This is a genomic window from Methylorubrum podarium (genome assembly GCF_040270385.1).
GTDB lineage: Bacteria > Pseudomonadota > Alphaproteobacteria > Rhizobiales > Beijerinckiaceae > Methylobacterium > Methylobacterium podarium.
In genome coordinates this window covers 47973-58891 of the sequence record NZ_JBELQE010000073.1, presented here as the reverse complement: position 1 = coordinate 58891, position 10919 = coordinate 47973, and the positions used below count along the sequence as shown (strand labels likewise).

General features: G+C 72.1%; 10 protein-coding genes. 8 read left to right on the top strand and 2 right to left on the bottom strand.

The window, feature by feature from the left end; translation table 11 throughout:
* Positions 1–165: 165 nt before the first annotated feature.
* Together ABS772_RS12970 and ABS772_RS12965 are read left to right on the top strand one after the other, a co-directional pair.
* The gene (locus ABS772_RS12970; protein WP_350395065.1) at positions 166–1674 is read left to right on the top strand and encodes an AmpG family muropeptide MFS transporter; all 1509 of its coding nucleotides are present in this window, start codon (positions 166–168) and stop codon (positions 1672–1674) included.
* Entirely contained in the window at positions 1671–2597 is a 927-nt protein-coding gene (locus ABS772_RS12965; protein WP_350395063.1) for an EcsC family protein, read from the top strand. Before ABS772_RS12970 ends, ABS772_RS12965 begins: the two co-directional genes overlap by 4 nt.
* A 185-nt stretch (positions 2598–2782) precedes the next feature.
* On the opposite strand, the gene ABS772_RS12960 is transcribed toward ABS772_RS12965, so the two are convergent.
* Positions 2783–3979, bottom strand: a complete 1197-nt coding sequence (locus ABS772_RS12960) for a hypothetical protein (protein ID WP_350395061.1) — start codon at positions 3977–3979, stop codon at positions 2783–2785.
* Positions 3980–4058: 79 nt separating this feature from the next.
* On the opposite strand from ABS772_RS12960, the gene ABS772_RS12955 reads away from it, so the two are divergent.
* The 4 genes from ABS772_RS12955 to ABS772_RS12940 all read left to right on the top strand — a co-directional run bounded on the left by ABS772_RS12955 (position 4059) and on the right by ABS772_RS12940 (position 8013).
* Positions 4059–4664, top strand: coding sequence for an NnrU family protein (locus tag ABS772_RS12955; RefSeq protein ID WP_350395059.1), 606 nt, complete (start codon positions 4059–4061; stop codon positions 4662–4664).
* Between the two features lie 96 nt (positions 4665–4760).
* The gene (locus ABS772_RS12950) at positions 4761–5471 is read left to right on the top strand and encodes a tetratricopeptide repeat protein (RefSeq protein ID WP_350395057.1); all 711 of its coding nucleotides are present in this window, start codon (positions 4761–4763) and stop codon (positions 5469–5471) included.
* Between the two features lie 78 nt (positions 5472–5549).
* Complete coding sequence (der, locus tag ABS772_RS12945) at positions 5550–6890, top strand: ribosome biogenesis GTPase Der (protein ID WP_238254819.1); 1341 nt, start codon at positions 5550–5552, stop codon at positions 6888–6890.
* 205 nt (positions 6891–7095) lie between these two features.
* Positions 7096–8013 carry a sulfite exporter TauE/SafE family protein gene (locus tag ABS772_RS12940; protein ID WP_350395055.1) on the top strand — a complete coding sequence of 306 codons (918 nt, stop codon included), beginning with the start codon at positions 7096–7098 and terminating at the stop codon, positions 8011–8013.
* A 69-nt stretch (positions 8014–8082) separates the two neighbouring features.
* Here the strand turns inward: ABS772_RS12940 and ABS772_RS12935 are convergent, their stop codons facing one another.
* Positions 8083–9207: a carboxylate-amine ligase gene (locus ABS772_RS12935; protein WP_350395054.1), complete on the bottom strand. Its 1125-nt coding sequence runs from the start codon at positions 9205–9207 to the stop codon at positions 8083–8085.
* A gap of 350 nt (positions 9208–9557) precedes the next feature.
* Between ABS772_RS12935 and mutM the strand changes: the two genes are divergently transcribed.
* Both mutM and ABS772_RS12925 read left to right on the top strand, forming a co-directional pair.
* Positions 9558–10457: a bifunctional DNA-formamidopyrimidine glycosylase/DNA-(apurinic or apyrimidinic site) lyase gene (mutM, locus tag ABS772_RS12930; RefSeq protein WP_350395052.1), complete on the top strand. Its 900-nt coding sequence runs from the start codon at positions 9558–9560 to the stop codon at positions 10455–10457.
* A gap of 220 nt (positions 10458–10677) precedes the next feature.
* Positions 10678–10893: a hypothetical protein gene (locus tag ABS772_RS12925; protein WP_238254815.1), complete on the top strand. Its 216-nt coding sequence runs from the start codon at positions 10678–10680 to the stop codon at positions 10891–10893.
* Positions 10894–10919 lie beyond the last annotated feature (26 nt).

The following is a 10919-nucleotide window of genomic DNA, read 5'->3' as shown; positions in this document are numbered from 1 at the left end:
GGCGGGCGCAAGGCCGCCATGTTTTCCGCAGAGTCCTGTCAAAGATGCGCGAGCGTCGGGGGCATCCGGCCGTTCGCGGCGCTCCAGATCCATGAAACCGGGCACCAAACCGGGCACCAAACCCCGCACCCGCCTCCGGGCGAAGGCTCCAGGGAGTTCCACGCGATGGCGGCGCAAGCAGCGACCCCCGAAACGCCCGCGAAGCCGCGCAAGCTGCGCCTGCGCGACATCACCGAGGACAAGCGCCTCGCGCAGATGCTGGCGCTGGGCTTCTCCTCCGGCCTGCCGCTCCTGCTCGTGCTCGGCACCTTCACCCTGCGGCTCGCCGATTCCGGCATCGACATCAAGACGATCGGCCTGTTCAGCTACGTCGCGCTGCCCTACTCGCTGAAGTTCCTCTGGGCGCCCTCGATCGACCGGGTCGACGTGCCGTTCCTCGCGGCCCGCCTCGGCCGCAAGCGCGCCTGGATGGTGACGACGCAGATCGCCACCGCCCTGGCGCTGGTGCTGATGGCCTTCGCCGACCCGAAGGAGCAGCTCGCGCTGCTGGGGGTCGGCGCCTTCCTCGTCGCCTTCTGCGCCGCCACCCAGGACGTGGTGATCGACGGCTGGCGCATCGAGGCGGCCGGCACCGACCTGCAGGGCATGATGGCCGCCACCTCGAATCTCGGCTACCGGTTCGGCCTGATCCTGGCCGGGGCCGGCGCGCTCTACGTCGCGGCCTATGGCGGCTGGACGATGGCCTATCTCTCGATGGCCGCGCTGATGGGCGTCGGCCTGATCGCGGCGCTCCTGGCCACGCCCTACGACCGGCCGCGGGAGGCGGCCTCGGGCAAGCGCGACCTGCCGGCCGCCGTGCGCCGCGCGGTGCTGGAGCCGCTGACCGACCTCCATGCCCGGATGGGCAACGCCCTGTTCGCGGTGCTGGCCCTCGTCGCCCTCTACCGGATGCCGGACTTCGTCTCCGGCGTGATGGCCAACCCGCTCTACATCACCCTCGGCTACGGCAAGGCGGAGATCGCCACCATCGTCAAGCTGTTCGGCATCTGGGTCGGGATCGCCGGCGGCTTCGCGGGCGGCTGGTCGATCGCCCGGCTCGGGATGTTCCCCACCCTGGTGATCGGCGCCTTCATCGCCGCCGCCTCGCACCTCTCGCTGGCGTGGCTGGCGCTCGGCGAGCCCGAGCAGTGGCGGCTCGCCGTCGCGGTGTCGATCGAGAGCCTGTGCGGCTCCTTCGCCGGCATCGCCCTGATCGCCTACATGTCGAGCCTGACCACGCCGGGATTCGCGGCCACGCAATACGCCCTGTTCTCCTCGCTCTACGCCCTGCCGGGCAAGCTGGTCGCCGGCACCTCCGGCTTCGTGGTGGCGGCCTACGGCTTCCCGACCTTCTTCGCGATGACGGCGGCGGTCGGCATTCCCGTGGTCGCCCTGTGCTTCGCCGTGGGCCGCATCCCGCAGCGCACGGCGCCGCCGGAGGCCGCGCCTGAGCCCGCACCGGCACCCGCATCCGAACCCGCACCCGAGACCCGACCGGGGAACCCAACCGGCCCCGTCGGTCTTGGCTCAGCCGGGGGTCCTGGCTCAGCCGAAGGTGTTGCCTCAACCGAAGGTCTTGCCGCGACCGAAGCCAGCCCCGAGATGTCGCCAAAAGCCGCGAGGGCGCAGACGTGAACGACCTTGCCGTTGTCGGAGAAACCCTGCCGGTCCCGGTCGATCCGCCGGCCGGAAGGCCCCTGTCGGAGGACGACCGCGCCGTGTTGCGGCGCGCGGTGGCCGTGCTGGAGAAGCCGGGGCTCGCCGCGCGGCTCTCGGCGGCGGCGGGCGCGCCCCTCGACATGATCGGCCGCGCGCTGCCGGCCCCCATCACCGAGACGGTGGCGAGCGCCACGGAGGGCGCGATGCGCACCGCCCTGCGGGTCGCGCTCGCGACCCTGCCGGACAGGGACGTGAAGCCCGCCGGCACGGCGCTGGAACGGATCGAGACGGAGGCCGGCGGGCGCCTGAGCCGCCTGCTCGGGTCGAGCGACACCCGCCACAAGGCGCTCGCCGCGGCGACCGGCGCCGTCGGCGGCGTGCTCGGCCTCGCGACGCTGGCGGTGGAACTGCCGGTCTCGACGACGATCATGCTGCGCTCCATCGCCGAGATCGCCCGGCAGGAGGGCGAGGATCTGAGCGACCCCGAGACCGCGCTCGCCTGCGTGCAGGTCTTCGCGCTGGGCGGGCGCGCCGGCGCCGGGACCACGGTCGCCGACAGCGGCTATTTCGCGGTGCGCGCGGCGCTCGCCAAGACCATGTCGGAGGCCGCCCGCTACGCCGCCCACCGCTCGCTGCTCGATGCCGGCGCGCCCCCGCTGGTGCGGCTCACCGCCCAGATCGCCGCGCGCTTCGGCCTCGTCGTCTCGCAGAAGGTCGCGGCCCAGGCCGTACCGGTGATCGGCGCGCTCGGGGGCGCGGCGGTCAACGCCGCCTTCATGGATCATTTCCAGTCCATGGGCCGCGCCCACTTCACCGTGCGCCGGCTGGAGCGCGCCTACGGCAAGGAGACGGTGCGCGCGGCCTATCTCGAGGAGAAGGCGGCGCTCGGCCTCGGGTGAGGGGGCCGCACTCCGCTGGCCGACGACCGATCCCGTCCTCGCCCTCATCCTGAGGTGGCGGCGCGAAGCGTCACCCTCGAAGGATCGTCCAGGTCCCGCGCGATCCCTGGAGGATCCTTCGAGGCCCGCTGGCGCGGGCACCTCAGGATGAGGAGGAGGATGGGAGAGGCGGGCGCCTCAGAGCCTCACGGCCACACCTTGATCGTCACCGGCCGGCGCACGAGGTCGCGGTCGGAGGTGATGGTGCAGCCCTCCGTGCGCAGGGTCGCGAAGGTGAGGAGGCCGCTCTCGCCGACATCGTCGAAGTTGCGGCCCTTCGCGCCCGGATCGAGCAGGGACGGGTAGGCGATGAGCCGGCCTTTCGCCGTGCAGGGATCGTCGTAGAGCGTGGCGCCGGCGAGCAGCAGCCGCGGCACATCCCAACTCAGCAGGTCGCGCGAGCTGCTCCAGTAGAAGCCCGATTCCGGGAAGGCGCCGCCCTTGGCCGCCATGAACACGGCGATCCAGGCGCCGCTGCCGCGGTGGCGCACCACCGCGCCGACGGGGGCGGGAAACGGTGCCACCGGCTTGCAGGTGTCGGCGAGCTTGACCGGCTTGCGGTAGGGATCGGGAAAGGCGGCGGTGAAGCCGGTGCCGGTCCAGGCGCGCCAGCTCGCCGGATCGTCGGGCCGCTCGGTCCGGAACAGGCAGACGCCCGCCGCCTGGTCGCTGCCGGGCCGGTCCCAGCCGGTGGTCGAGGCGAAGACGTAGCGGTAGCGCCCCTCGCCGACGATGTTGGAGGGGTTGAAGAAGCCCCGGTGCCGGCCCTGGCCCTCCTCCTGCCGGAACGGCGCGCCGGCCACCACCGCGGGCGGCGTCGCGCGGGCGAAGCTGCGGCCTCCGTCACGGGAGAAGGCCGCCGTGACCGTGTTGTACCAGCACTCCATGTAGACCTTGGAGCGGCAGCGGCCCTCGTGCTCGTTGGCCTGGTACTCGTGGTGGAGGAGGGCGGCGACGGTCGTGCCGTCCTCGGTCCAGGTGGCGGTGATCCAGGAGCGGTCGTCGTAGAGCGCCGGATCGGGCTTCTCGCCGGAATCGAGCACCACCCGGCAATCGATCTTGAGACTGTCGAAGTCCGGGCCGCGCAAGGCGCGGTTGCGGTAGTGCAGGCCGTAGAGCGCGATTCCGCCCGACGCGTCGCGAAACGCGCGGGCGGGGGCGTCGGGCACGTCGGCGCCGTCGCAGGCGTCGCGGGTGGCGGAAAAGATCGTCCGCTCCGGCCCCGTCAGGGTGAGCGCCGAGAGCGGCGGCTCCGGGGCGGCCCGGGCCGGCGGCGCGAGGCCGCAGGCGGTCGCGAGGACACCGAAGAGGAGACGGCCAAGGGGACGAGACGATCTGGACATCGCGAAAAGATTGCGTTTTGAACCGTTACAGGGAGCTTGTCCGCATCCGCCGGAGCGAGCGCCGTCCACAGGCTGCCCCATGCTGGTTCTGATCCTCGGCCTCGTGCTGTTCCTCGGCACGCACGCCTTCTCCATGGCCCGGGCCAAGCGCGCGGAGGTGATCGGCCGGATCGGCGAGAACCGGTTCAAGCTCGGCTACACCCTGCTCTCGGCGCTGGGCCTGATCCTCACCGTCACCGGCTACGGCCTCTACCGGCAGGAGGGCATGATCCCGGTCTGGTCGCCGCCGCTCTGGACCCGGCATCTCGCCGTGCTGCTGACGCTGTTCGCCTTCATCAGCCTCGCGGCGACCTACCTGCCGGGCCACATCCGCACCCGGCTCAAGCACCCGATGCTGCTGGCCGTGAAGATCTGGGCGACCGCCCACCTGCTCGCCAACGGCGATCTCGGCTCGATCCTGCTGTTCGGCGCCTTCCTCGCCTGGGCGGTGGCGGCGCGCATCAGCGCCAAGCGGAGGGCGCTGACCGCGGGGCAGGTGGCGGATCAGCACGGCGGGCAGGCCGCCCCGGCCGGCTGGCGCAACGACGCCATCGCCGTCGTGGTCGGCGTCGTGGCGTGGTTCGTGTTCGGCAAGTACCTGCACCCGCTGCTCATCGGCGTCGCCGCCTGGCCGGGACAGGCCTGACCCCCATTCGCCAAAGCGGGGACGCTGTGCTAGGCGCCCTCGACACGACGACGAGCGAGGCGAGCGCGCTTCCCGCGAGGGGCGCCCGGATTTGTCATGGCCGAGAACAACGAATTCATCCGCGAGGTCGATGAGGATTACCGCCGCGACCAGATCGCCAAGATCTGGAAGCGCTACAACGCGCTGATCATCACCGCGGCGATCCTCCTCGTGGCCGGCGTCGGCGGCTACAATTACTGGCGCCACGCCGAGCGCACCCGCGCCGAGGCGGCCTCCGAGCGCTACGACCAGGCCAGCCGCCTCGCCAAGGACGGCAAGGTCGAGGACGCGGACCGCGACTTCGCCGCGATCCGGACCGACGGGCCGGGCGGCTACGCCCTGCTCGCCCGCTTCCGCCTCGCCGCCGAGACGGCCAAGCGCGATGCCGCCGCCGGGGCGGCGGCCTACGACGGGCTCGCGGCCGATACCGGCATCGGCGATTCCCTGCGCGACCTCGCCCGCCTGCGCGCGGCCCTGCTGCGCCTCGACGGGTCCGACCCGAACGCGGCCCTGGCGAGCCTCCAGGGGCTGGCCGCCCCGACCAACGCCTACCGCCACACCGCCCGCGAGATGCTCGGCCTGACCGCGCTCAAGCGCGGCGACACCGAGGGCGCCGGCCGCTGGTTCGACCAGATCAGCGCCGACACCGAGACGCCCCAGGGCCTGCGCCAGCGGGTCGAGGTCTACGAGGCGCTGGTCGCCGGCGGCCCCGTCACCGTGACGGAAGCCAAGCCCGAGAACGCCGCCCCGCCGCCGATCACCCGCTGACGGCGCGGACGCAACCGCCTATCTTCTCGAGCATCGTCCCGAACGGTGGCCTCCGGCTTTCGGAAAAAGTTGTTTCCCATGGATTTGCCGACCGTCGCGATCGTCGGACGCCCGAATGTCGGCAAGTCGACCCTGTTCAACCGGCTGGTCGGGCGCAAGCTCGCCCTGGTGGACGACCGCCCCGGCGTGACCCGCGACCGCCGCGAGGGCGAGGGCTTCATCGGCGACGTCGCCTTCCGCGTCATCGACACCGCCGGCCTCGAGGAGGCGGACGCCGATTCGTTGCTCGGCCGCATGCGGGCCCAGACCGAGGCCGCGATCCTCGAAGCCGACGCGGTCCTGTTCGTCATCGATGCCCGCGCCGGCGTGCTGCCCGCCGACCGGCCCTTCGCCGAACTGGTGCGCCGCTCCGGCTGCCCGGTCATCCTCATCGCCAACAAGGCGGAGGGCGGCGCCGGGATGGCCGGCGCCTACGAGGCGTTCTCGCTGGGGCTCGGCGACCCGATCCCCTTCTCCGCCGAGCACGGCGAGGGCCTGGGCTCGCTGCAGGATGCGCTCCGCGAGGTTCTGCCCGAGCCCGACGACGAGGAGGAGGACGAGGAGGGCGGCAAGGGCCTGCGCGTCGCCATCGTCGGGCGGCCGAACGCGGGCAAGTCCACCCTGATCAACCGGATGATCGGCGAGGACCGCCTGCTCGTCGGCCCCGAGGCCGGCATCACCCGCGACTCGATCTCCCTCGACTGGGAGTGGCGCGGGCGCCGGATCAAGCTGCACGACACCGCCGGCATGCGCCGCCGCGCCCGCATCGACGACAAGCTGGAAAAGCTCGCGGTGTCCGATGGGCTGCGCGCCGTGCGCTTCGCCGAGGTCGTGGTCGTGCTCCTCGACGCGACGATTCCCTTCGAGAAGCAGGATCTCACCATCGTCGATCTCGTCGAGAGCGAGGGCCGCGCCGTGGTGATCGGCCTCAACAAGTGGGATCTCGTCGCCGACCAGCCGGGCCTGCTCAAGAGCCTGCGCGAGGATTGCACCCGCCTGCTGCCGCAGGTGCGCGGCGTCGCGGTGGTGCCGCTCTCGGGGCTCGCCGGGGAGGGCATCGACAAGCTGATGCAGGCGGTGGTCGACGCCTCCGAGGTGTGGAGCCGGCGCGTCTCCACGGCGCGGATCAACGCGTGGCTCACCGACGCGCTCCAGCGCAACCCGCCGCCCGCGGTCTCGGGCCGGCGCATCAAGATCCGCTACGCGACCCAGGTGAAGAGCCGCCCGCCGCACTTCGCCCTGTTCGGCAACCAGCTCGACGCCCTGCCGAAATCCTACACCCGCTACCTCGTCAACGGCCTGCGCGAGGCCTTCGACCTGCCCGGCACGCCGATCCGGCTGTCCCTGCGCACGTCGAAGAACCCGTTCGACAAGGGCTGATCAGCGAGGGCTGATCGACGAGGGCGGACGGCTGGGCGGGCGGTGTCCCGCCGGCCCCGCGCCCGAGAAAGAAAAGACGTTCTTCTCGGAACCGATCGCGGAGGGATTCGCTCTCCTCAGACGCCGATCATTGGGAGGCCGAACCCTTGCCCGCCGCGTGCAGGTCCTTAGCTTTTCGGCTCCTTCCCGAACGGACATTTTCCCCATGGCCGGATCGTCTTCCGCCGCTTCCGTGCGGCTGACGAAGCGCGGCGAGCCGCGCACGCTCGTCCTCCTGGGCCTCGCCGCCCTGGCGGCGCTTGCCGTGATCGCGGCGTTCCTAGTCCTGCTCGCCCAGGGCGCGGGCGGAGGCACCCTCAAGGCCGTGAGCGAGGGGCTGGCGAGCCGCGGCTTCTGGACCGCCGTCGCGGTCGGGCTCGCGGCGCAGACGGTCGACGGCGCGCTCGGCATGGCCTACGGCATCACCTCGACCACCTTCCTGCTCTCCACCGGCGTGCCGCCGGCGGCGGCCTCGGCCTCCGTGCACGTGGCCGAGATCTTCACCACCGCCTTCTCCGGCCTGTCGCACTGGCGGCTCGGCAACGTCGATGGGGCCCTGTTCCGGCGCCTGCTGATCCCCGGCGTGATCGGCGCCGTGGCGGGGGCCTATCTCCTGACGTCCGTCGACGGCGACACCATCAAGCCGTTCGTCTCGGTCTACCTGCTCGGGATGGGGCTCTACGTCCTGTCGAAGGCGTTCCGCACGCTGAAGACCCGGCGCGAGCCGCCCCGCGCGGTGGTGCCGCTGGCGCTCGGCGGCGGCTTCGTCGACGCGGTCGGCGGCGGCGGGTGGGGGCCGGTGGTGACGACGACGCTGGTCGGCGGCGGGCAGGACCCGCGCACCTCCATCGGCTCGGTCAACGCGGCGGAGTTCTTCGTCGCGCTGGCGAGCGGGGTGTCCTTCACCCTGCTCGGCGGGCTGACCCACTGGACCACCATCGCCGGCCTCGTCGCCGGCGGGCTGTTCGCCGCGCCCGTCGCCGCGCTGCTGGTGCGGGTGATCCCGGCACGGGCGCTGATGGTCGTGGTGGGTCTCCTGATCGCGGGCTTGAGCCTCGTGAACCTCGCCGGGCTGTTCGGCTGAAGCATCGTCCCGGCGGGGGGGCGGCTTTCGGGTGAAGTCGATGCGTCAGCCCTCAGCCCTCGCGCGTCGTCATCCTTCCCGTGTGGTCTCGGCGAGCCAGTCGACCACCGCGTCGAGGGCCTGGCGGTTGCTGGTGTCGCCGCCGCGGGTCGCCTCGAAGGCGGCGATCTGCCGGTCGGCGCTGGTGCCCTCCTGCAGGATGCGGTGGGCGTCGGCCACCTCCGCGGTGCAGTCGAGCGCCTCGGCATCCTCCGCGATCAGCGAGAGCAGCGTATCGAGGGCGGCCGGGAAGGAGAAGGCCTGCTCGGACGCCTCGTCGATCAATTCCGCCTCGATCCCGCTGCGCTGGGCCCGCCACAGGTTCTCCGCCGCGATCGCCCGCGAGACGCCGGTGAGCCCCGCATGGATGTCGGGCCGGCGCTCGACCAGCCGCACAAGGCAGCGGAACAGGGCCGCCACCACGATGGCGTCGGAGAGCCGGGTGCAGGAATCGGCGATGCGCAGTTCGAGCGTCGGGAACTTGATCGAGGGGCGCAGGGACCACCACAGGAAGCTCGCATCCTGGATCGAGCCGGCATTGGTCATGATGCGCACGTAGCGTTCGTAGGCCGCCGCGTCGCCCATCAGGTCCGGCAGGCCGGTGCGGGGCAGCTCGCCGAAGGCGCTGAGGCGGTAGGCGGAGAGACCCGTCGGCTTGCCCTGCCAGAACGGCGAGGAGGCGGAGAGGGCGAACAGCAGCGGCTGGAACGGCAGCAGCCGGTCCATCAGCGCCACGCGCCGGTCGGGGTCGGCGACCTCGACATGGACGTGCATGCCGCAGATCAGGCTGCGCCGCCCGGCCAGGCCGACATCGCGCAGGATGCCGCGGTAGCGGTCGCCCTTGGTCGGCAATTGCCGCGCCCAGTCGGCGATGGGGTGGGTGCCCGCGGCGAAGACGAGGAGCCCGTGCTCGCCCCCCAGTTCCGCCAGCGCCCGCCGCTGCCGCAGCAGCGAGGCGTGGGCGGCCGCGAACTCCGTGGAGGGCGGGGTGCAGACCTCGACCTGGCACTGGAGCAGCTCGCGCCCGATCTCCGGCAGCCGCTCGCCGGCCGCCTGATGGAACGGCTTGACCGAGCGGCGCGGCGTGCCGCGGGTCTCGGCGTCGGCGAGGAAATACTCCTCCTCGATCCCGAACCGGTAGGGGTGGGCGCTCATGCCGTGCTGACTCCGACGACCGGCTGACGCGCTCCCGCCGAAGGGCAGCCGGCCCGGCGAGGGAGCGCACCGAAAGGACCTTGGCCGGGAGCAAGCCGTCAGCCCCGATAACGGTTCCCGGAGAGGCTCGGGACCGGAGAGGCTCGGCGTCGGGAGGCTCGGCCGGATGCGCGACACCGCGTGGCCGCCCGGCGCGGGGCCGGCGGGGCTCGCCCGGGAGCCCGGGAGAGCGCTAAGTGTCTCTCACAAAACTCCCGCTGCGCCGTCGCGGTCGAAGCGGACACGACCGGTGGCCGGGCGTTTTGTGAGGCACTCCAAGCATCCGCTTTCCCCGTTTCGATACCGCGACCATGCCCGAACTGCCCGAAGTCGAGACCGTGCGCCGGGGGCTGGCCCCCGCGATGGTCGGCGCCCGCTTCGCCCGCGTCACCCTGCGCCGGCCGAACCTGCGCTTCCCCTTCCCCGAGCGCTTCGCCGAGCGGCTGGAGGGCGCGACCGTGCGCGAGCTGGCGCGCCGGGCCAAGTACCTCACCGCGCATCTCGATTCCGGCGAGAGCCTGATCCTGCATCTCGGCATGAGCGGGCGCTTCGACGTCAGGCTCCCCGACGGCTCGAACCTCTCGCCGGGCGACTTCTACCTCGAAGGGGCGCTCGGCACGCCCAAGCACGACCACGTGGTGATGGCGATGGGCAACGGCGCCACCGTCACCTACAACGACGCCCGCCGCTTCGGTTTCATGGACCTCGTGGCGACCCGCGACCTCGAAACCTGCCGCCACTTCGCCGGGATGGGCGTCGAGCCTTTGTCGGACGCCCTCGACGCCGCCCTGCTCGCCCGCCTGTTTGCCAGGAAGATCACGCCGCTGAAGGCGGCGCTCCTCGACCAGCGCCTGATCGCGGGGCTGGGCAACATCTATGTCTGCGAGGCGCTGCACCGATCCGGCCTCCACCCGGCCCTGCCGGCGGGGGCGCTCGCCAAGCCCGACGGATCGCCGACCCCGAAGGCGAAAAAACTCGTCACCGAGATCAAGGCGGTGCTGACCGAGGCGGTGGCGGCCGGCGGCTCGACCCTGCGCGACTACGCCCGGCCGGACGGGGAGCGCGGCGCCTTCCAGCACGGGTTCCGCGTCTACGACCGGGTGGGCCATGCCTGCCCGACCAGGGGCTGCACGGGCCGGATCGGCCGGATCGTGCAGGGCGGGCGCTCGACCTTCTTCTGCGAAACCTGCCAAAAACTGCCGCTCCGGTAAGATCGCAACGGCTGAGCCGCCGGTTTCATCCGGCTTAGGGTTTGCTGAAATTCGGCGCTCATCCCCCGTTCTTCAGGTCATTCGCCCCGCGAATGTTGAACGGTTCGGGGCCGCAACGCGTTCTCAGCTTTGCCACAGCACGGCAAAGCCCGTTTCCGCTCTTCGGGTGCCGGCCGTCCGCGGCGGCAGGCTGAAGAGCCCAACGACACGGAGGAACACCATGCGCGCCATCAAGCTGCTTCCCGTCCTCGGCCTCATCGCCCTCGGCCTCGCGGCCTGCAAGGACGAGAAGAAGGACACCACCGGCACGACCACGCCTCCGGCCAACACCACGACCACCGCCCCGGCGACGCCGCCCGCCACCCCGCCGGCCGCCGGCCAGACCACGGCGCCGACCAACCCGCCCGCCGCGAACAAGCCCGCCGGCCAGCCGTAGCGTCGAGGGACTTCGACGTCGCCCGG

Coding starts and splice junctions, on each gene's coding strand:
- ABS772_RS12970 (WP_350395065.1), top strand. CDS start 166: ATGGCGGCGCAAGCAGCGACCCCCGAAACGCCCGCGAAGCCGCGCAAG.
- ABS772_RS12960 (WP_350395061.1), bottom strand. CDS start 3,979: ATGTCCAGATCGTCTCGTCCCCTTGGCCGTCTCCTCTTCGGTGTCCTC.
- ABS772_RS12955 (WP_350395059.1), top strand. CDS start 4,059: ATGCTGGTTCTGATCCTCGGCCTCGTGCTGTTCCTCGGCACGCACGCC.
- ABS772_RS12950 (WP_350395057.1), top strand. CDS start 4,761: ATGGCCGAGAACAACGAATTCATCCGCGAGGTCGATGAGGATTACCGC.
- der (WP_238254819.1), top strand. CDS start 5,550: ATGGATTTGCCGACCGTCGCGATCGTCGGACGCCCGAATGTCGGCAAG.
- ABS772_RS12940 (WP_350395055.1), top strand. CDS start 7,096: ATGGCCGGATCGTCTTCCGCCGCTTCCGTGCGGCTGACGAAGCGCGGC.
- ABS772_RS12935 (WP_350395054.1), bottom strand. CDS start 9,207: ATGAGCGCCCACCCCTACCGGTTCGGGATCGAGGAGGAGTATTTCCTC.
- mutM (WP_350395052.1), top strand. CDS start 9,558: ATGCCCGAACTGCCCGAAGTCGAGACCGTGCGCCGGGGGCTGGCCCCC.
- ABS772_RS12925 (WP_238254815.1), top strand. CDS start 10,678: ATGCGCGCCATCAAGCTGCTTCCCGTCCTCGGCCTCATCGCCCTCGGC.